The organism is Streptomyces sp. NPDC008317, from assembly GCF_042955955.1.
GTDB lineage: Bacteria > Actinomycetota > Actinomycetes > Streptomycetales > Streptomycetaceae > Actinacidiphila.
On record NZ_JBIBFQ010000004.1, the window covers coordinates 18,303 to 38,338 of the forward strand.

The 20,036-nt window shown below is 74.8% G+C and carries 16 protein-coding genes; 3 read left to right on the forward strand and 13 right to left on the reverse strand.

The genetic code is table 11. The features are described 5' to 3' along the window. Positions 1-96 precede the first annotated feature (96 nt). Entirely contained in the window at positions 97-717 is a 621-nt protein-coding gene (locus ACFY9V_RS13535) for a response regulator (protein ID WP_391161731.1), read from the forward strand. A gap of 46 nt (positions 718-763) precedes the next feature. Here the strand turns inward: ACFY9V_RS13535 and ACFY9V_RS13540 are convergent, their stop codons facing one another. The 13 genes from ACFY9V_RS13540 to rimP form a co-directional block, all read right to left on the reverse strand. Beyond that, positions 764-1,096, reverse strand: a complete 333-nt coding sequence (locus tag ACFY9V_RS13540) for a DUF664 domain-containing protein (protein WP_391161410.1) — start codon at positions 1,094-1,096, stop codon at positions 764-766. Between the two features lie 50 nt (positions 1,097-1,146). Continuing rightward, positions 1,147-2,154 (reverse strand): bifunctional riboflavin kinase/FAD synthetase, encoded by a 1,008-nt coding sequence (locus ACFY9V_RS13545; RefSeq protein ID WP_391161411.1) that lies wholly within the window; start codon positions 2,152-2,154, stop codon positions 1,147-1,149. A gap of 294 nt (positions 2,155-2,448) precedes the next feature. Beyond that, complete coding sequence (locus ACFY9V_RS13550; protein ID WP_391161412.1) at positions 2,449-3,081, reverse strand: dual specificity protein phosphatase family protein; 633 nt, start codon at positions 3,079-3,081, stop codon at positions 2,449-2,451. A 364-nt stretch (positions 3,082-3,445) separates the two neighbouring features. Continuing rightward, entirely contained in the window at positions 3,446-4,408 is a 963-nt protein-coding gene (locus ACFY9V_RS13555; RefSeq protein ID WP_391161413.1) for a hypothetical protein, read from the reverse strand. Next, positions 4,405-6,876, reverse strand: a complete 2,472-nt coding sequence (locus ACFY9V_RS13560; protein WP_391161414.1) for a PEP/pyruvate-binding domain-containing protein — start codon at positions 6,874-6,876, stop codon at positions 4,405-4,407. The genes ACFY9V_RS13555 and ACFY9V_RS13560 overlap by 4 nt, the downstream gene beginning before the upstream one ends. A gap of 317 nt (positions 6,877-7,193) precedes the next feature. Then, the gene (locus tag ACFY9V_RS13565; protein ID WP_391161415.1) at positions 7,194-11,393 is read right to left on the reverse strand and encodes a serine protease; all 4,200 of its coding nucleotides are present in this window, start codon (positions 11,391-11,393) and stop codon (positions 7,194-7,196) included. Between the two features lie 291 nt (positions 11,394-11,684). Then, the gene (truB, locus tag ACFY9V_RS13570) at positions 11,685-12,623 is read right to left on the reverse strand and encodes a tRNA pseudouridine(55) synthase TruB (protein WP_391161416.1); all 939 of its coding nucleotides are present in this window, start codon (positions 12,621-12,623) and stop codon (positions 11,685-11,687) included. Then, positions 12,620-13,129, reverse strand: coding sequence for a 30S ribosome-binding factor RbfA (rbfA, locus tag ACFY9V_RS13575; RefSeq protein ID WP_391050311.1), 510 nt, complete (start codon positions 13,127-13,129; stop codon positions 12,620-12,622). The genes truB and rbfA overlap by 4 nt, the downstream gene beginning before the upstream one ends. A 34-nt stretch (positions 13,130-13,163) precedes the next feature. Beyond that, positions 13,164-13,457 carry a DUF503 domain-containing protein gene (locus ACFY9V_RS13580; RefSeq protein ID WP_355349778.1) on the reverse strand — a complete coding sequence of 98 codons (294 nt, stop codon included), beginning with the start codon at positions 13,455-13,457 and terminating at the stop codon, positions 13,164-13,166. A gap of 116 nt (positions 13,458-13,573) precedes the next feature. Continuing rightward, complete coding sequence (infB, locus tag ACFY9V_RS13585) at positions 13,574-16,720, reverse strand: translation initiation factor IF-2 (protein WP_366823806.1); 3,147 nt, start codon at positions 16,718-16,720, stop codon at positions 13,574-13,576. A gap of 157 nt (positions 16,721-16,877) precedes the next feature. Further along, positions 16,878-17,156 carry a YlxR family protein gene (locus ACFY9V_RS13590; RefSeq protein WP_355350310.1) on the reverse strand — a complete coding sequence of 93 codons (279 nt, stop codon included), beginning with the start codon at positions 17,154-17,156 and terminating at the stop codon, positions 16,878-16,880. Between the two features lie 138 nt (positions 17,157-17,294). Continuing rightward, positions 17,295-18,281 carry a transcription termination factor NusA gene (nusA, locus tag ACFY9V_RS13595; protein WP_188279440.1) on the reverse strand — a complete coding sequence of 329 codons (987 nt, stop codon included), beginning with the start codon at positions 18,279-18,281 and terminating at the stop codon, positions 17,295-17,297. Between the two features lie 2 nt (positions 18,282-18,283). Further along, positions 18,284-18,892 carry a ribosome maturation factor RimP gene (rimP, locus tag ACFY9V_RS13600; RefSeq protein WP_391161417.1) on the reverse strand — a complete coding sequence of 203 codons (609 nt, stop codon included), beginning with the start codon at positions 18,890-18,892 and terminating at the stop codon, positions 18,284-18,286. A 147-nt stretch (positions 18,893-19,039) separates the two neighbouring features. Between rimP and ACFY9V_RS13605 the strand changes: the two genes are divergently transcribed. Both ACFY9V_RS13605 and ACFY9V_RS13610 read left to right on the forward strand, forming a co-directional pair. Further along, on the forward strand, positions 19,040-19,585 hold the full coding sequence (locus tag ACFY9V_RS13605) for a hypothetical protein (RefSeq protein ID WP_391161418.1): 546 nt from the start codon (positions 19,040-19,042) through the stop codon (positions 19,583-19,585). Further along, complete coding sequence (locus ACFY9V_RS13610; protein ID WP_355350320.1) at positions 19,582-20,001, forward strand: ferritin-like domain-containing protein; 420 nt, start codon at positions 19,582-19,584, stop codon at positions 19,999-20,001. The genes ACFY9V_RS13605 and ACFY9V_RS13610 overlap by 4 nt, the downstream gene beginning before the upstream one ends. Positions 20,002-20,036: the final 35 nt, after the last annotated feature.

Genomic DNA, 20,036 nt, shown 5'->3' on the forward strand with positions numbered 1-20,036 from the left:
AACGACGGGCGCGGAGCCGACGACAGCGGAGCCGACGAGGACGGGGGCGGGCGGGTGATCAGGGTGCTGCTCGTGGACGACGAGCCGTTGCTGCGGATGGCGTTCACGATGGTGCTGGACGCGCAGTCCGACATGCGGCCGGTCGGCGAGGCGGGCGACGGCGCGGAGGCGGTACGGCTCACGGAGTCGCTGCGGCCCGACGTGGTGCTGATGGACGTCCGGATGCCCGGCACGGACGGCATCGAGGCCACCACGCGGATCGTACGGCGCTGCCCGGATTCCAAGGTGCTGATCCTGACCACCTTCGACCTGGACGAATACGCCTTCGCCGGGCTGAAGGCGGGCGCGTCCGGCTTCCTGCTGAAGAACGCGCTGCCCGAGGAACTGCTGGGCGCCATCCGCTCGGTGGCCGCGGGCGACGCGGTGGTGGCACCGCGCATCACGCGCCGCCTGCTGGAGAACTTCGCGCACCAGCTCCCCTCGGCGTCCGGCGGCTCCGAGGGCGACGGGCGGCTGAACCGGCTGACCGCCCGCGAGCGGGAGGTGCTGGTGGAGGTCGGCCGCGGCCTGTCCAACACGGAGATCGCGGGCACGCTGCACCTGGCGGAGGCGACGGTGAAGACCCATCTGAGCCGGATTCTGGTCAAGTTGGAGCTGCGCGACCGTGTGCAGGCCGTCGTCTTCGCCTACGAGACCCGGCTGATCCGCCCCACCTGAGGCCCGGCGCTGACCCGCGCTCCCCCGCGCTCCCGCCCGAACGCTGTCAGGTGGCTGTCTCACAGGCCCGTCGCGCCGTCGATCCGCTCCCTGAGCAGGTCGGCGTGCCCGTTGTGCCGGGCGTATGCGAGGGCGCCTCGGCGACGATGGTCCTGGCCCGGTTGCGCTCGACCCGCCAGGCCGCGAAGGCCGCCTCCACGTCCCCGTCGAGCCGGTCGAAGCCCTGGTCGGGGTCCTCGTCCGAGTAGTTGAGCATCGGCAGGTCCTCGCCCGCGAAGTGCTGGCGTATCCACCACCGCTCGATGCCCGCGAGGTGCCGTACGAGGCCGTGCAGGCTCAGCCCGCGAAGAACGGTACGTACTGCTCGGACATGCGCCAAGTCTGGCAGCGACCACTGACAGAGCGGCTGTGGAACGGCCTGGCCCGAGGCTATTCGGCGGCGGGCGACGGCTCGGTCGGCGCGGACGTGGGCGGGGGCGTGGCGGCGGCCGAGTCGGCGGCGTCCACCAGGTCCCTGGCCCGCTTCACGTCGTCGGCCATCCGCTCCAGCAGCGCGTCGATGGTGTCGAACTTCTCCATCCCGCGCAGATAGGCGAGGAAGTCCACCGCCACGTGCAGCCCGTACAGGTCGAGGCCGACGCGGTCGATCGCGTACGCCTCGACCGTGCGCGCGGTGCCGTCGAAGGTCGGGTTGGTGCCGACCGAGATCGCGGCGGGCATGGCCTCGCCGTCGACGTGCAGCCAGCCCGCGTAGACCCCGTCGGCGGGGATGGCGGTGTGCGGCAGGGTCTCGACGTTGGCGGTGGGGTAGCCCAGTTCGCGTCCGCGCTGCGCGCCCCGGACGACGACGCCCTCGACGCGGTGCGGGCGGCCCAGGATCTCGGCGGCGCCCTCGACGTCGCCCTCGCCGACCAGCCGCCGGGTCAGGGTGGAGGAGAACGGCTCGCCGCCGCCCGCCTCACCGCGCACGAAGAGGTCGACGACCTCCAGCTCGTAGTCGTACTTCAGCCCGAGCGCGGAGAGGAATTCGACGTCGCCCGCCGCCTTGTGCCCGAAGCGGAAGTTGGGGCCCTCGACCACGTGCTTGGCGTGCAGCCCCTCGACCAGCACGGTCTTGACGAATTCGCTCGGCGTCAGCTTCGAGAACTCGCTGGTGAAGGGGATGATCAGCAGCGCGTCCACGCCGAGGTCCGCGACCAGTTCGGCGCGCCGGTGGTGGGCGGACAGCAGCGGCGGGTGGCTGCCGGGCCGTACGACTTCGCTGGGGTGCGGGTCGAAGGTCACGACGACCGAGGGCAGCCCCAGTTCACGGGCGCGCTCCACGGCGCGGCCCATGATGAGCTGGTGACCGCGGTGGACGCCGTCGTACGAGCCGATGGTGACGACGCTGCGTCCCCAGTCACCGGGAACGTCGTCCAAGCCCCGCCAGCGCTGCACCTTGACGCTCCGCTTCTTCGCCGAATCACTGACCGTGTTGTCTTGTCCTGCGGGTCCAAGCCTGCCATGCCGCCGCGATGCCGTGCCCATCGGCACGGTCCGCGCGTACGGCGTCGGCCCTTCCCACCTGCGGCGCCCGTTCGAATGTGATGTGGACCGCGACATCCCGCCCGCTCGCCGACCTCCGACACGGGCGTGACTTTATCGGTTCCGCGACGGCTCCGGCGGAGCGGGCGCGGGCACGGTCCGCGGCGAGCGCGGCGCACGCCTGGCCCGGTCCGCGGCCGGCGCGGTCTACAGCGAGGCCATGATGCGGCGCGGCGCGTCCAGGAACCGGCTCACGCCCTGGACGAGCAGCGGCGGCTGGTCGGTGTCGTCGCGCGACACGTTGAGCACGTAATAGACCTGCTCGATGGAGGGCGGGCCGACCGCGAGGGTGCGCAGCGCGGCCTGGCGCCTGTCGGCCTGTCCGGTGCGGACCAGATACGCGGCGGCCATCGAGCCCGTACGGCCGACGCCCGCGCCGCAGTGCACGAAGACCGGTCCCTGCGAGGTCCTCACGATCCGCAGGAACGTGTCGACCTGCCGCTCCGTGGGGGTCTGGCCGTCGCGGATCGGCAGCCGGACGGCGTGCAGTCCCGCGGCGGAAGGCAGGGCCAGTTCCGCGGGCGCCAGATCCTCCGCCCTGAGGTCGACGACGGTACGGATGCCCCGGTCGGCCAACGCCCGGTAGCCCGCGGCGGTCGGCGCGGACCCGCGCCACACGTGCGGGTCGACGGCCAGGAAGTGGTTGATGCCCGCCGTCCGCTCGCCGGAACCGGCCGAGGCGCCGTGCCGCGCCCACGCGGAGACCGCGAGCATGCCGCCCGCGGAGGCGGCCCACAGCACGCCGTAGCCGAGCAGACAGCCGAGCAGCACTTTCGTCACCCGCCGCGCCCAGATCCGGGCGCCGGGGGCGGCGGGCGGTAGGGAGCCGGGCCCGAAGTCGCCCGCGGGATCGGGTTCGTGGTCGGTTCCGGGACCGCGCGCCGGGCCGCGGACGGAATCACGTACGGAATCGCGTACGGGATCGCGTACGGGCCGCCGTAACGACGTCGGGGCAGGGACCGGGATCGGGAGAGCGGCCGATTCGGACAAGCGGGGTTCACCACCTGGGGAGCGGAAACCTGGGGACAGGTGCCGCCGTCCCTCCCCGAGGGCAGCGGCCGTCCCGTCAGGCTAGCCGCTGCTTCCGGGGCCAGTGCCCGAATCCGGTACGCGGGCCCCCTGCCGGGGGCGCGCCGAGGGCGGGTCAGTGCGGGACTCCCGCCTGTCCCGTGCCCAGGACCTTGGCGTGGGCCCGGTTCACGCTCGCGTCCGAGAGGCAGCCGCGCAGCCGCATCATGTCGTGCGGACTGAGCGCGGGCCGGATGACCCCCGCGAAGACGCCGTCGGCGAGCCGCCCGAGGCTGGCGTCGGGGTTGAGCGAGGAGGTGGAGCGGCGGCAGCCCTCCCACAGGTCGCGGGCGGCCAGTTCACGCGCCCTGGCGTCGTCGGTGCCGTGCACGTCGATCCGGAAGACCACGGTGCTTGCCGCCGCGTCGGGCCTGGACTCCTCGCGGGTCTCGGTGGCCTCCGACAGCACATAGACGAGGTAGACCAGCAGCACGACCCCGGCGGCCGCGCCGAATCCGGTCAGCAGCGGGCGCAGTCGGCGCGCGGGCGGCACCGCCGGGTTGTCCTCCAGTTGGGTGATGACGCCGTGCACGCCGCCCGAGGGGGCGGCGAGCGGCGCGAGGCGGCCCGCGAGCCGCCGTTCCGCGCCCGGCCGCGCGGTGACCGCCGCGATCCGCTGGATCACCCAGGCGACACCGGACAGCGCGGCGCCGGTGACCATGAGGATCGGTACGAAGACGAACGTACGGTTGCCGCCGTCGACGCCGTCGCGGCTGTCCCCGTAACCGCCGCCGCTCGCACCGCCGTTGCCGTTGCCATTGCCGTTGCCGAGCCAGCGGAAGGGGTGCGCGGAGGTCTCCCTGGCGTGTTCGAGGCGCTGCCGTACTTCCTCCATCCGGGCGTCCGCGTCGCTCAGCCGCCGTTCCAGACGGCCCATCCGGCCGAGCAGGATCACGCAGACGAGGAAGCCCTGGACGGCGAGGAGCAGCACCCCGCAGATAACGGCGCGCTGCCACTCCCAGCGGTAGAGGTAGATCACCAGGTAGATGCCCGCGGCGAGGGTGGACAGGCCGCCGAAGAGGTAGCTGACGTACTTCACGCGACGGCCCCCTTGCGCGGTTCGTCCCGCGCCTCGAGCGCGGCGCGCCCGTCCCTGGGGGCGGGGGCGTCGTCGGACCCGTCCGGCTCCGCGCCCGGTGCGTCGGACGCGCCGCCCGTGGACTCCGCCGCCCCCGTACCGCCGCCCGTCCGCTCCACCGCCCCCGTACCGCCGTCCACGGCGAGCCCGGAGCCGGGGGCGAACCGGCCGACGGCGTCGGTGACGCCCACGACGGTCGGCACGTGGTACTCGCGGGCCAGCACCGCCAGGTGCGACAGGACGCTGCCGGTCTCGGCGACCAGGCCCGACAGGCCCGGCAGCAGCGGCGCGAGCGCCGGGTCGAGCGAGCGGACGACGAGCACGGCGTCCGGCGGCCGTACGCCCGCGCCGTCCCAGGCGGTCCCCGCGCCCTGACCGCCGCCCGCGCCCTGGCCCTCGCCCTGTCCCCGACCGGTACGGCCGCGGGCCAGGCTCACCGCCTGCGGTGCGCCGTCGGCGAGCCGGAAGGCGGCGGGCAGCGGCGGGGTCTCGGGGCGCGGGGTGCGCTCGGCCAGGTCGGCCGGACGGCCGCGGCCCGCGCCGACGCCCAGCAGTTCGTCCCAGCGCAGCAGCGCGATCTTGCGCCGCTCGCCGACCAGGCAGTACGCGTCCATCCGGGTGCCGATCTCGCGGACCATCGCGGCCTGCATCTCCTGCACCCAGCGGATGCGCAGCCGCAGCCCCTCACGGACGCTCAGGAAGCCGACACCGCGCGGGACTCCGTTCCAGCCGACGTGCTCGGGCAGCGGGCCGTGCTCGCCGAGGGTGGGCGGCAGCAGGGTGAGCAGGACGGGGTGGTGGGCGATCAGCTCCGCGTCGGTGGCGCCCCGGCCGCGGCCCTCGGCCAGTACGGCCAGCGCCTCGCCCGCCGCCGTCGTCCCGCCGCCCGCGCCGGCGCTCGCGGCGGCACCCGTACCGCCGCCCGTACCGGTGCCGGTGTCCAGCAGCGCGCCCGCCAGGGACTCCTGGGCGTGCAGGGCGGACAGGGCGTTGCGTCCCCAGGAGACAGCGTTCAGCAGCTCGCCGCTGAGCATCTTCCGGGGCGCTCTGAAGTCGTGCAGCTGCCGGTCGACGTCGGCCATCAGGTCCTGCGCGAGCAGCGGCAGCGCGCCGCGCAGCCGTCCGACCCGCCAGGCCGCGGCGGCGCGGCGGGCGCCGGGGGCCGGGTTGATGAAGTGCAGCACCGGGTGCGCGGGCGGTGTCACGCCGAGCAGCCGCAGGTCAGCGGCGGCGCGGCCCTCGACGGTACGGGCCACCGGCAGCTTGCGCAGCCGCCGCCGGGACGCGGCGCCCGCGATGTCCAGGGCCAGCGTCAGCCCGTGCGCCATCGGCGCCAGCCACAGGTCCTCCTCCAGCGGCTGGAGCACACCGGGCAGCGTCTCGCTCACCGGTCCCGGCCCCAACAGCCGTGCCCCGCGCGGCGGTCGGGCCGCCATCGCGGTGATCGGCCGCGCCTGGAACAGCCACAGCCGCCCGTCGTCCGCGAAGCCGAACTCGGTGTCCTGCGGCCCGCCGTACACGCGCTCGGCGCGCCGGGCCAGCCGCACGAGCCGGACCAACTGCCGCCGGGTGAGCGGCTGCCGCTCCCGCGCGGTGACGGTCCCCGGCTCCGGCCGCCGCTCCCGACGGCCGGGCAGCGGCCGTGCGAGCAGCCGGATCACCCGGCCGTGCCCCGAGGGCGCGGGTTCGGTGCGCAACAGCCGTCCGCGGCGGGTCAGTTGGTAGCGGACGCCCTGCGTGCTGCCGTCCACGAGGCGGTCGGGGCCGCCGGGGACCGCGCTGATCAGGACGCGGTCGTAGCGGCCCTCGACGGGGTCCGCGCCGAACATGACGCCGCCCGCGGCGGCCCGCAGCATGGGCTGGACCAGGACGGCCATGTCTCCGGGGAGGACTGCGGGTTCGGCCGCGTCGTCGGCGTCCGGTCCTGGCCCAGGACCGGGCCCCTGTCCTGGCGCGCTTCCTAATCCGGCTCCGGGTCCGGCTCCGGGTCCGGCTCCGGGTCCGGCTCCGGGTCCAGTTCCAGAGATGTCCTCCGCGGACGGCCAGGGCGGCGACGGCACGCGCGCGGCGGAGTCCAGCACCGCCCGCACCGCGTCGGTGAAGGCGTCCCAGCCGCGTACGTCGAGGACGGACTCGAAGCGGCCCGCCATGGACGACTCGGCGGTGTCCTCGTGCGCGGAGGAGGAACGGACCACCAGCGCGGCGCCGTCCGGTCCGCCCAGCTCCTGCCAGGCGCGGCGCAGAGCCGCCGTCCCGGCCGGGGCACCGGGCGCGCGGGCGGCCGGGACGAGGGCGAAGCCGGGGAGCACCGGCAGCCCCCGCGCCGCCGCCCGGGCCAGATTCGCCGCCTTGGCCCCGGCCAGCGCGGCCTCGTGGGCCAAGGGTGATTCCAAGGGCACCACTGCCAGCTCTTCAGCGTCGACGCGCATCTGCGCTCCTTCCGCGGCTGCCGCCCGGGTACGCGTGCACCGCCGGGCTCGTGGCCCGCGGCGGACGCGCCTCCTCGACTACAACGTCCCTTCACCCTGGAGACCTTCCCCATCCACCAACGTGACGTGAGGAACGCCTCATAGGTGACCGCCTACCCTCGAAACGGCGGTTTCCGGCCGCCCTGACAGCGGCCGGTCACCGGGCAGTTGACGCGCTGACGGGCTGACGGGCTGTCCCCCACCAACGCCAGAGGGTCACGGGCGGTCATGGGCCGACGATCCGAGGTGGCCGCCACGGAGATCCCCGGCCGGTCCCGTCAGGCCGCCGCCTCCAGGCGGCGTCTCGCGCTCGGGCCGATCACCGCGTCCCATGTGCCGCCCGTCTTGAGCCATTCGCGCACCAGGCGGCCGAAGTCGGGCCAGGAAGCGGCCAGTTCGACGACCCGGCGGTCGAACTGCGCGGCGCCCTCCGGCGTACGGCCGAGGAGCAGGCCGACGCGGTGGACCAGGTCGCGGGTGAGGACGGTCGGCCTGCGGTGGCAGCCGTCCGCCGCGGCGGCGAGCAGGGCGTCCAGGACGCCGGGGTCGCGTTCCGCCGCGAGCGCCATGTCGAGGAGTTCCTGGCGCAGCGGCCGGGACAGGTGGGTGCCGGGGGCGGCGAAAACCGGGAGGAGTGCGCGGCGGACGTCCGGCGGGTGGTCGGTCATGAGCGCGGCGGCCAGCGGCAGCAGGACGGCCCGGACGCCGGGGCCCTGTTCCAGCCGCCGGTCCAGGAAGCGGGCCACGTCGGCCGCGCCGTCCGGGTGGTGCAGCAGATGGTCCTGGGCCAGGGCGGCGGCGCGCCGGGCGAGGGCGGGCGAGGTGACCCCGGCCAGTTCGTCCAGCACCTCGGCGGCTCCCCCGTCCGGGTAGGGGGCGCGCAGCCGGGTCTGGAAGGCGGCGAGTACGGGTTCGGGGTGCGTGCCGAGGGCTGCCGCCAGTGCGCCCGCGGGCAGATGGGGATCGCCCGCCGCGAAGTGCCGCAGCGCCGCGTCGAGATGGCGGGAACGTGTCACCGAATCCCGTACCAGCAGGCCGAGCGCGGCGCCGTGCAGGGTGCAGTCGCCGGGGCGGGCCAGGATCGCGAGGGCCGCGTACCGCAGCAGTTCCCGGTCGGCCTCCGAGCGTACGAACGCGGCGGCGCGGCGGCCGTACGAGGCTGCCGCGACATGGCGGTCGGGGCGCGGGTCGTGCGCCCACCGGTCGACGGCCCTGCACACGGCGGACGGCTCGTCCTCGGCGAGCGCGGCGAGCACTTCGTCGGCGCCGGGGTGCCCTGCGGCCACCAGCGCCTCGGTCAACTCGTCCACGGCGAGCCGCCGGTGGGTGTGCAGCAGCGCCTGCGCGGCGGACGCGACGGTCAGCCGGGGGCCGTCCGCGCCCGGCGCCGTCTGGAGCGGCCGGTCGTCGTCGAACCACCCGCACACCGCCGCCAGGGCCTCGGCCGGCGCCTCCCGCAGCAGCTCCGCGACGGCGGGCAGGAAGCGGGTCTCGGGGTCGGCCGGTTCACCGGGTACGGGCGGCCGGTCGGCGGGCAGCAGCAGCCGCAGCAGTTCGAGCCGTTCCCCCAGCGGCAACGGCACCCGCCGCCAGAACGCCGGGCCGAACTCGCCCAGCCCGCCGAGCCCTTCGGGCGTGAACCCTCCGCGCTCCACCGACCGCACCGCGACCCGTTCGGCCAACAGCCGCAGCACGCCCCGGTAGTTCCGCGCGTCCCCGAGCCGCGTCAGCACCTCCGCCACCAGATGCGCGGCCCACCACACGGCATCCCCCCGCCGCGCCGACACCCCGTCACCGCGCCGGGCCCGCGGCCCGCTCGCGTACGACGGTCCTCCGCCTTCGCACGAGGAGTGGCCCCACGGCGCACCCCCGGTGGCCGCGCCCCCGCCCTCGTCCGGCCCCCCGCACGGCCCCCGACCCGGCGCGCTGTCTCCGCCGTCCAGCCGCTGCCCCGAACCGACCGTCGCAGGACCGCCGCCGGAGGCCCGCTGCCCGCCGACACCAGCCCCGGCCCCGCCCGTACCGCCGCCGCCACTCGGCCACCCGCCGCACGCCACCGACCACCCCGCAGGACCGCCGCCCGGCACCCCCGCACCGCCTCCCGCACCGCCAGCGGGCACCACGCCCGCTCCCCCGCCCGGCGCTCCCGCACGCCCGGCGAGCAACCCCACCGGCCCGCCGCCAACGCCCCCGCCCGTACCCCCGTCCGGCACCCCCTCGCCTCCGCCGCCCCCGCCTCCCTGGCACGGACCCGCGGGTGTCGGGCGGGGGCGCCGACGGGAGCGGGGGTTCGGGACCGTCTCGGTGTCGAGATAGGCGTCCGTGCAGGCGTCCCACGCGGGTCGGCGCACGGGGGCCGGGCGGCGCGGCGGCGCGGCCGGGTCCGGGTCCGGGGCGCTGACATGGCGGGTGGGGGCGATGGCCTGGTGGTCGAGGCGGTGGATGAGGTGGCGCAGATGGCGGGTCAGGGTGTCGGGGTCGGTGGCGAGCATGGCCTGGAGGACCGGGCCGAGGCGGTGGCGCGGGACGGGGAGGGAGCGCGGCCCCGAGGGCGGGGCGACGGCCGGGGCGGGCGGGACGGGCGGCTCGCCCGCGTGGACGGCGGCGGGCCGCTGCGGCAGCCGTACCGGCGCCTCCGTGCCGCCCGCCGGTGCCGCGAACCAGCGGTGGACCAGGGCGTGCAGGGCCGCGTCCAGGTCGAGGTGGAGGCCCTGGAGCCAGTCGGCGACCTCCTCGTGCGCGAAGCGGTATCCGGCGCCCGCGGGCACCAGCAGCCCCTCGGTGAGGACGGCGGACGCCCACCCCGTACGCCACGGGAAGAGGTCTTCGAAGGACTCGCGGTCCAACTCCCCCTGCCCCGGCCCCAGACAGCGCCGCGCCGCCTCGTGCACCTGCCCGGCCACCCGCGTGGCCAGCCGCCGTACGCCGTTGCCGCGTACCGGCCGCTCGGCGCTCGCGGCCAGCCGGACCGCGATCCGCAGGCACACCAGGTCCAGGTGGGCGGCGAAGATCTCGGCGCGGGTCGGCGCGGCGCCGTCCGTGGCGGTGCCGCCGGGCAGCGACGCCTGGATCTCGGAGAGCAGGCGCAGCGCCAGCGGGTGCGCGGCGTCGGCGGGCCGCAGGGCGTCCGGCGCCAGGCCGTGGCGGGTCCGCGCGCGGACCGCCTGGACGTCGGTCAGGTCGCCGAGCCGCAGGCAGGGCGGCAGCGCGCGGACGGCGACGTACGGGGCGGGCGGCGGCGCGTACGCCATTCCCGCGGGCAGCAGCGACCCGGCCTGTTCCCAGAACTCCGGGCGGCAGCCGACGATCAGCCGCACCCCGCCCGCGCGCAGCCAACTCGCCGTGCCCGCCGTCCAGTCGGCGAGCGCGTGCGCGAGGACCGGGGGCATCTCCTCGGGCGCGTCGAGCAGGACGAGCAGCGGCCGTCCCGCGGCCCGCGCGAGCGCCGCGACGGCGTCGGGCGAGGCGAACGGCGGGGCGCCGCCCACAGCGCCGCCGCGCCCGGCGGCGGCGCACACGATCCGGGCGGCGGTCCGCAGCGAGCGTTCGACGGCGTCCTTGATCCCGCCGTCGCCCGGCCGCAGTTCGGCGCCGCGCAGCCAGACGGTCGGCGCGGGTTCCGCGCCGCGCGCCCGGCGGGCCGCCAGCGCGGCCAGTTCGGTGCTGCGCCCGCTGCCGGGGTCGCCGACCAGGCCGAGCACCAGCGGCGCGGTCTCGCCCCGCGGCGCTAGGAAGTCCCGTAGCGCGTCGGCGACTTCGGGCCTGGCGACCGGCTCCCGCCACTGGCCGGGCCCGGCCGCGGAGCCGACCGACGTACCCGTGAGCTGGAGCGCGCCCGCGAGGTTGAGGTGCGGACCGTAGGCGGGCACCGTCGCCGCGTTCCTGGCCAGCAGCGCGGCCAGCGGTTCCGGCGTGCCGGGCCCGGCCCGCAGCGGTACGGCGAAACCGGCCGCCCGGTGTCCCGCGTGCAGCGCGGTGACCGCGACGGCGAGTACCGCGCCGGTCGCCGCGTCGATCAGCGGCGCGCCGGAGGACTGGGGCGCGACCCGGCTCATGTCGGTGGCGCCGAGGCCCAGTTCGTAGACCTCCTCCAGCAGGTGGAAGCGGTCGGTGGCGGTGTACGTGACGGACGCGGTGCCGAGGACGACGCCGTCGGTCCACTGCGGGACCTTCAGCCGTACCCGTCGCTCGGGGTGGGCCGGGCCGCGGGGCGCGATCGGCAGCGGCGGCAGATTCAGCCCCTCGGTGGCGACCAGCGCGAGCCCGGCTTCGGGCAGTACGGTGATCGCTTCCGCCTCGACCAGGCACACCTGGTCCCCCGGCGCGTGCAGCACCAGCCGGGCGAGCCCGTCGACCGCCTCGTGACTGGTCACCATCGTGCCGTCGGCGTCCGCGAGGAAACCCGTCCCGCGTGGCCGTCCCGCCAGGTCACAGACCCGCACCAACGCGTCGTCCACGTCGGCCCCGCGTACCGCCATCGGGCACCTCCCCCACCGCCGCGCCCCGTTTCGTCCCGCTTCGACGGTAGGTGCCCGATGATCTCCCGCCTAGATCGCGGAGGAAAAGCGCCCCCCTGTGCTCCCTCGCTTCACTCCGAGCGCCCGCCCATTGGGGTGATTTCCGGGTTCCGGATGGATAGGGAGACGTGAGGGGGGACCGAGGGGGATCGTGGAGCGGGGCCGCTCAGGGGACAGACGGCCGCGCTCCACGGTGTCCAGAGCCCGGCCCGGTCACACCGGGCCGGGCACGGGCGCAGGGGGGACGGACGGCTATTCCGGGAAGACCGCCACGATCTTCACCTGGCCGTCCTTCTCCTCCACCAGGGCCAGGAAGCGGCCGTCGGGGCCGAAGACGGCGGTCGGCCCGTCGGGCAGCGCCGGGGCCTTGATGCGGACGCCGTTGGCCAGCAGCCGGGCCTGGTCGGCGTCCACGTCCCAGCGCGGGAAGGCCGCGTCGGCCGCCTGCTCGATCGGCACGACCGTGCAGGACTCCTCCAACTGCTCCAGCGTGCGCGCGGTGTCCAGCCCGTACGGGCCGACGCGGGTGCGGCGCAGCGCGGTCAGGTGGCCGCCGACGCCGAGCCCTGCGCCCAGGTCGCGGGCGAGGGCCCGGATGTAGGTGCCGGAGGAGCAGACGACGGTCACGTCGAGGTCGACGGCGCCGACGGCGTCCTCGGGCTCGTCGACCCGCCGCATGTCCCGGACGGTGAAGGAGTGGACCGTCACCGGCCGGGCGGCCAGTTCGAACTCCTCGCCCTCCCTGACCCGGGTGTACGACCGCACGCCGTTCACCTTGATCGCGCTGACCTTGGAGGGGACCTGCTGGATCGGGCCGGTCAGCGCGGCGATCCCGGCGTCGACGCTCTCCCTGGTGACCCCGGTGGCGTCGGCGACGGCGGTGATCTCGCCCTCGGCGTCGTCCGTCACCGTCGTCCGGCCGAGCCGGATCGTGGCGACGTACTCCTTCTCGGTGAGCGCGAGGTGGCCGAGCAGCCGGGTGGCCTTCTCGACGCCGAGGATCAGCACCCCGGTCGCCATCGGGTCCAGCGTGCCCGCGTGCCCGACCCGCCGGGTCCCCGCCAGCCGCCGCATCCGCGACACCACCCCGTGCGAGGTGAGCCCGCCGGGCTTGTCGACGACGACAAGCCCGGACGGGGCCCCCTTCCGCGCCCGGCTCGCCTCCGGTCGCTCAGAGCCGGTATGTGTCATGCGCTTGCCGGACCGCCCTCGGAGTCGGGCCGGGTGTCCGGGTCGGCGGCGGCCGGGACGTCGAGGTCGTCGTCGTCCAGCTCGTCGTCGGACGGCTTGCGGTACGGGTCCGCCTCGCCCGCGTACTGCGCGTCGGTGGCGGACTTGCGGACCTCCTCGTCGGCCGCGCGGGCCTTGGCGAGCAGGTCGTCGATGGTCTTGGCGTTGTCGGGCAGGGCGTCGGCGACGAAGGCCAGGCTCGGGGTGAACCGCACCCCGGTCTGCCGTCCGACCTCGGAGCGCAGCACACCCTTGGCGCTCTCCAGGGCCGCGGCGGAGGCCGCCCGCTCCTCGTCGTCTCCGTAGACCGTGTAGAAGACGGTCGCCTCCCGCAGGTCGCCGGTGACCCGGGTATCGGTGATCGTCACGTACCCCAGCCGCGGATCCTTGATCCGCCGTTGCAGGGTCTCCGCGACCACGACCCGGATGCGGTCGGCCAGCTTTCGCGCCCGCGCGGTGTCGGTCATCGTCTTCTTCTCTCTGTGTCCTTGGGCGTTCTGCTCACTCGTCGTCGCCGTGGATACGCTGCCGTGCGGACAGCAGTTCCACTTCGGGACGGGCGATCATCCAGCGTTCGCACCGGTCGAGTACGTCCTTGAGGTGTCCGAGGTCTCCCGACACCACCGCGATTCCTATTTCGGCCCTGCGATAGAGGTCCTGGTCGCCGGTCTCCGCCACGCTCACCGCGAATTTGCGGTGCAGCTCGGCGACGATCGGACGGACGAGGGACCGCTTCTCCTTCAGGGACCGTACGTCACCCAGGAGCAGGTCGAAGCACAGCGTGCCTGCGTACATGGGTACGACGTTACAGCCGACGGCCGGGGCCGATCGACGGGATTTCTCCCGCCGACCGGCCCCGGCCCCGGACCGTCGCCCGGCCGTACGGCGTACCGCACGGCCGGGCAGCCGCGTCAGCCGCGCGGCTTCTCGCGCATCTCGTACGTCGCGATGACGTCGTCGATCTTGATGTCGTTGTAGTTGCCGAGGTTGATACCGCCCTCGTAACCCTCACGAATCTCGGTGACGTCGTCCTTGAAGCGGCGCAGGCCGTCGATGTTGAGGTTCTCCGCGATGACCTTGCCGTCGCGGAGCAGACGGGCCTTGGTGTTGCGCTTGACCTCGCCGGAGCGGACCAGCACACCGGCGATGTTGCCGAGCTTGGAGGAGCGGAAGACCTCGCGGATCTCCGCGGTGCCCAGCTCGACCTCCTCGTACTCCGGCTTGAGCATGCCCTTGAGGGCCGCCTCGATCTCCTCGATGGCCTGGTAGATCACCGAGTAGTAGCGGACGTCGACACCCTCGCGCTCCGCCATCTGCGCGGCACGGCCGGCCGCACGGACGTTGAAGCCGATGACGATGGCGTCGGAGCCGGTCGCCAGGTCGATGTCCGACTCGGTGACCGCACCCACACCGCGGTGCAGGACCCGGATGTCGACCTCGTCGCCGACGTCGAGCTGGAGCAGCGAGGACTCGAGAGCCTCCACCGAACCGGACGCGTCGCCCTTGATGATGAGGTTGAGCTCCTGGACCAGACCGGCCTTGAGCGCCTCGTCCAGGTTCTCCAGGGAGAACCGGACACCCTTGCGGGCGAAGCGGACGTTGCGCTCGCGCGCGGCCCGCTTCTCGGCGATCTGGCGGGCGGTGCGGTCCTCGTCCACGACGAGGAAGTTGTCGCCCGCGCCGGGCACGTTGGTGAGACCGAGCACGAGGACGGGGGTCGACGGGGTCGCCTCCTCCACGTTCTCGCCCTTGTCGTCGAGCATCGCGCGGACTCGGCCGTACGCGTCGCCGACCACCATGGTGTCGCCGACCCGCAGCGTGCCGCGCTGGACCAGGACGGTCGCCACGGCGCCGCGGCCGCGGTCGAGGTGCGCCTCGATCGCGATGCCCTGCGCGTCCTGCTCCGGGTTGGCACGCAGGTCGAGCGAGGCGTCCGCGGTCAGGACCACGGCCTCCAGCAGAGAGTCGATGTTGAGACCCTGCTTCGCGGAGATGTCGACGAACATCGTGTCGCCGCCGTACTCCTCGGCCACCAGACCGAACTCGGTGAGCTGTCCGCGCACCTTGGTCGGGTCGGCACCCTCGACGTCGATCTTGTTGACCGCGACCACGATCGGCACGTCGGCCGCCTTGGCGTGGTTCAGCGCCTCGATCGTCTGCGGCATCACACCGTCGTTGGCCGCGACCACCAGGATCGCGATGTCGGTGGACTTGGCGCCGCGGGCACGCATGGCGGTGAACGCCTCGTGGCCCGGGGTGTCGATGAAGGTGATGGCGCGCTCTTCGCCGTTGACCTCGGTGGCGACCTGGTAGGCACCGATGTGCTGGGTGATGCCACCGGCCTCGCCCGCGACCACGTTGGTCTTGCGGATCGCGTCGAGAAGCCTGGTCTTACCGTGGTCGACGTGACCCATGACGGTCACGACCGGCGGGCGGGAGACGAGCATCTCCTCGCCGCCCTCGTCCTCACCGAACTCGATGGAGAACGACTCGAGCAGCTCGCGGTCCTCCTCCTCCGGGCTGACGATCTCCAGCACGTAGTTCATCTCGCCGGCGAGCAGTTCCAGCGTGGAGTCGGAGACCGACTGGGTCGCCGTGACCATCTCACCGAGGTTGAGCATCACCTGAACGAGCGACGCCGGGTTGGCGTTGATCTTCTCGGCGAAGTCGGTGAGCGAGGCACCGCGCGACAGGCGCACGGTCTGGCCGTTGCCGCGGGGCAGCAGCACGCCGCCCACGGACGGGGCCTGCATGGCCTCGTACTCCTGGCGCCGCTGACGCTTGCTCTTACGGCCGCGCGCCGGACGGCCGCCGGGGCCGCGACCGAACGCGCCCTGCGTGCCGCCACGGCCGCCCGGACCGCCGGGACGCCCGCCGAAGCCGCCGGGACGGGGACCGAAGCCGCCGCCACCGCCGGGAGCACCGCCACCGGGGCGCGGGCCGCCGAAGCCGCCACCGCCGCCACCGGGACGACCGCCGCCGCCGGGACCCGCCGGACGGCCGGCGAAACCGCCGCCGCCACCGGGACGCGCGCCGGGACCGCCGCCGCCGGGACGGCCGCCGGGACCACCGCTACGGCCGCCGGGGCCACCGCCGGGACGCCCGCCCGGGGAGGGCGCGGGCCGCTGCGGCATCATGCCGGGGTTCGGGCGGGGGCCCGAGGACTGCGGGCGGGGCATGCCGCCGGGGGACGGACGCTGTCCGCCGGGACCGCCGGCCTGACCACCGGGGCGCGGGGCGCCGCCGGGACGCGGCATGCCGCCCGGGGCTCCCTGGCCGCCGGGGCGGGCGGGACGGTCGTCACGCCGGTCGCCGCCGGGACGCGGGGCGCCGCCGGGGCGCTGCATTCCGGTGGAGCCGCCGGACGTGAAGGGGTTGTTGCCGGGACGCGGGCCCGCGGGACGGGCGCCGCCGGGGCGGGCACCGCCCTGGCCGGGACCGGCGGGACGCGCGGGGCGGGCCCCGCCGTCACGGGTGTCGCGCTGGCCGGTGCCGCCGCTCTGGGCGGGGGCCGGGCGCGCCGGGCGCGGGCCGGGGGTGGCACCACCGCTGCGCGGCGCGGCCGGGGCCGCGGGCGCCGACGGGGGTGCCTGGAACTCCGCCGCGGGCACCGGAGCCGCCGGAGCGGGCTTCGGGGCGGGCGCGGCGGGGGCCGGCTTCGGACCCGGGCGCGGGCCGGAGCCCGCGGGGGTCGGTGCGGTACCGGCACCGGCGGCCGGGCCGGCGCTCGGGGCGACCGGGGCCGCGGGCGCGGCCGGGGTCACGGGGCCGCCGGCGGCCGGCTTCGGCGCCGGGGCAGCGGGACGGGCCGGCGCACCCGGGGTGGGCGCGGCCGGCTTGGCGGCGGGCGCGCTCTTGCGCGGCGCCGCGGGCTTCGCAGCGGACTTGGTGTTGCCACCGGGCCCCTGGAAAGCGTCAGTCAACTTGCGGACTACCGGCGCCTCGATCGTCGAGGACGCCGAACGGACGAATTCGCCGAGTTCTTGGAGCTTGGCCATGACGACCTTGCTCTCGACTCCCATCTCCTTGGCGAGTTCGTATACCCGGACCTTAGCCACTTCGCTCCTTTTAGGTCCGGGGTGATCGTCCGCCGGACCGTCGCTACTTCATGGGCGTACTCATCGCGTACTCATCGAGTGCTCATCGCAATCTCGACCTACTTCCATCTCGCGAGGTACCTGACCGCACGGTGACCCGTGCCGTTCTTCCTACTTCTTACGGGGCTGCCTGCTCGACGAACCGGCGCAACTCCGCGGTGTCGGGCGTCACCGGGCCTTTGAAGGCCCGGTTGAACGCCCGGCGGCGGACCGCCAGGTCCAGACAGGCAAGGGCGGGGTGCAGATACGCACCCCGACCGGGCAGCGTACCGCGATGATCGGGAACACAGGTGTCACCGTCCACCGCCACACGCAGCAGCTCGCTCTTGGCCGCACGCTCCCGGCAGCCGATGCAACTTCGCTCCGGGCATGCTGGGGTTCGCGTCCGACCAGACACTCTTTAGTCTACCTCCCCGCACCGACCTCACTCCTTCGAGTGTGCCGACGCACGGTTGTTCGTTTCCTGCCCGCCGTCGGCGGAGGGCATGCATCGCCCGCCGCCGACCGCTTTCGGTCCGTGTTCCGGGCCCGGCCCTCAGCTCTGCGGCTGCTCGGTGTCCGGGCGGATGTCGATCCGCCAGCCGGTCAGCCGGGCGGCCAGGCGGGCGTTCTGCCCCTCCTTGCCGATGGCGAGCGAGAGCTGGTAGTCGGGCACGGTCACCCGCGCCGACCTGGCACCGGCGTCGACCACCTCGACCTTGGAGACGCGGGCCGGGGACAGCGCGTTCGCCACCATCTCGGCCGGGTCGTCCGACCAGTCGACGATGTCGATCTTCTCGCTGTTCAGCTCGGCCATCACGGCCCGTACCCGCGCGCCCATCGGGCCGATGCAGGCGCCCTTGGCGTTCAGCCCCGAGCGGGTCGAGCGGACCGCGATCTTCGTACGGTGTCCGGCCTCGCGGGCGATGGCCTCGATCAGCACCGAGCCGTCCGCGATCTCCGGGACCTCCATAGCGAAGAGCTTCTTCACCAGGTTGGGGTGGGTCCGCGACAGGGTCACCGACGGGCCGCGTACGCCCTTGGCGACCCGGACCACGTACGCCCGCAGCCGGGTGCCGTGCCGGTAGTCCTCGCCGGGCACCTGCTCCTGGACCGGCAGGATCGCCTCCAGCTTGCCGATGTCGACCAGCACGTTCTTCGGGTCCTTGCCCTGCTGGACCAGGCCGGAGACGATGTCGCCCTCGCGGCCCGCGTACTCCCCGAAGGTGATGTCGTCCTCGGCGTCGCGCAGCCGCTGGAGGATCACCTGTTTGGCGGTCGACGCGGCGATCCGGCCGAAGCCGGTCGGGGTGTCGTCGAACTCGCGCGGCTCGGCGTCCTCGGCGACCTCCTCCGGGTCCTCCTTCGCCCATACGGTCACGTGTCCGCTGGTGCGGTCCAGCTCCACGCGGGCCTTGCGGTGGCTGCCGGGCTCGCGGTGGTACGCGATGAGGAGCGCCGACTCGATCGCCTCGACCAGCAGGTCGAACGAGATCTGCCTCTCCTGCACCAGACCCCGCAGGGCCTTCATGTCGATGTCCACGGCTACGCCTCCTCGTCGTTCTCGTCGTTCTCGTCGTCTTCGTGTACGTCGTGTACGTCTTCGTCTTCGTCGTGCACGACGTCGTCCGCGTCGTCCTGTACGCCGTCGTCCTCGTGCACGTCGTCACCGGCCGCGTTCTTGCGGTTGAACTCGACCTCCACGCGGGCCTTCTCGATCTCGGCGAAGTCCGCGCGGGCGGCCTTGGGCTTGCGGCCCTTGACGCCGGGGACCTCCAGGTCGAGACCCGCGTCGTCCACCGTCATGATCCGCGCGATCAGCTCGCCGCGCTCCTTGAGTTGGAGCTTCACCAGCCGGCCGCTGTTGCGCCGGAAGTGCCGGGGCTCGGTCAGCGGCCGGTCGGTGCCCGGCGAGGTGACCTCCAGGACGTACTCCGCGTCGCCCATCGCGTCCGAGGCGTCCAGCGCCTGCGAGATCTCCCGGCTCAGCGCCGCGACCGCGTCGAGCTGCACGCCCTCGTCCGAGTCCACGACGACCAGCAACTGCCGCCGCTTGCCCGCGGCCGTCACCGTGACCTCTTCCAGATCCAGTCCCGTCCTCACGACGAGCGGCTCAAGCAGCCCGCGCAGCCTCTCGCTCTGGGTGGTGCTCATCCGGGTGACTCCTCGGCCGCGTGTGCTGTTGTGGTGGAAGGTCGCGTGTAAAGGAGAGATTACCCGAGTTTCCACACGTCGCCGCGCCATCGCGGGCCGCCGGGAGGCGGCGCCGAGCGCCCTCCCGCGCACCCTTACACTCGCCCAATGATCCCGGACGTGCCTCGGCTCAGCAGGCGGAGTGTGGTGGCGGTGGCGGCCGTTGCCGTCAGTGCCGGGTGTTCCGGAGGTGGTGGAACAGCGGGCTCGGACGGGGCCGGACACAAGGCCACGCTGCCCGAACCGGGCGAGCTGGCGCTGCGCCAGGCGGTCCGCGACAGCGCGGCGTTGCTGGCGCGGTACGACGCGGTGGCTGCCGCGTATCCGGCGCTCGCCGGTCGGCTGGCGCCGCTGCGGGCCGAAGTGGCCCTGCACGTGGGCGCGTTCGGCGGCCGGGCGGCGCCCGTACCGACCGGCTCGCCGTCCCCCGGCGCGACGTCCGCCGCGACCCCCGCCTCCTCGCCGTCCGCTCCCCCGGCCTCCTCGCCGTCCGCGGCCCTGAAGTCCCTGGCGGACGAGGAGCGGCGGCTCGCCGACAGCCGGGCGACGGCGCTGCTCAATGTGCCGGGCGAGACGGCCCGGCTGTTCGCGTCGGTGGCGGCGGCGGGCGCCGGGCACGTGGCGCTGCTCGGGACGAAGGGGGCGGTGCGATGAGCGCGGTGCTGGACGCGGCGCAGGCGGCGCTGGCCGCCGAGCACGCGGCGGTGTACGGCTACGGCGTCGTGGGCGGCCTGGTCGGCGGGAGCCGCCGGCCCGAGGCGCGGCAGGCGTACGACGCGCACCGCGCGCGGCGGGACGTGCTGGGACGTACGGTGCGCGATCTGGGCGGGGTGCCGGTGACGGCGGCGGCGGGTTACCAGCTGCCGTTCCCGGTGGCGGACGCGGCGGCGGCGCTGCGGCTGGCGGCGTATCTGGAGGAGCGGGTGGCGGGCGCCTACGGCGACGTGGTGCGGTCCGCGATCGGGGACATCAGGCGGGACGCGGCGGGCGCCATGCGCGAGGCGGCGGTGCGTGCCGTGCGGTGGCGCGGCGGCAGCGTAGCCTTCCCGGGGTTGGCGGAACGGAGCTGATCACCGTTCCCCGCCGCACACGACACGGAGGGAAC

Coding starts and splice junctions, on each gene's coding strand:
- ACFY9V_RS13565 (WP_391161415.1), bottom strand. CDS start 11,393: ATGGCGGTACGCGGGGCCGACGTGGACGACGCGTTGGTGCGGGTCTGT.
- truB (WP_391161416.1), bottom strand. CDS start 12,623: ATGACACATACCGGCTCTGAGCGACCGGAGGCGAGCCGGGCGCGGAAG.
- ACFY9V_RS13560 (WP_391161414.1), bottom strand. CDS start 6,876: ATGCGCGTCGACGCTGAAGAGCTGGCAGTGGTGCCCTTGGAATCACCC.
- ACFY9V_RS13580 (WP_355349778.1), bottom strand. CDS start 13,457: ATGTACGCAGGCACGCTGTGCTTCGACCTGCTCCTGGGTGACGTACGG.
- ACFY9V_RS13610 (WP_355350320.1), top strand. CDS start 19,582: ATGAGCGCGGTGCTGGACGCGGCGCAGGCGGCGCTGGCCGCCGAGCAC.
- rbfA (WP_391050311.1), bottom strand. CDS start 13,129: ATGACCGACACCGCGCGGGCGCGAAAGCTGGCCGACCGCATCCGGGTC.
- ACFY9V_RS13535 (WP_391161731.1), top strand. CDS start 97: ATGGCGTTCACGATGGTGCTGGACGCGCAGTCCGACATGCGGCCGGTC.
- rimP (WP_391161417.1), bottom strand. CDS start 18,892: ATGAGCACCACCCAGAGCGAGAGGCTGCGCGGGCTGCTTGAGCCGCTC.
- ACFY9V_RS13605 (WP_391161418.1), top strand. CDS start 19,040: ATGATCCCGGACGTGCCTCGGCTCAGCAGGCGGAGTGTGGTGGCGGTG.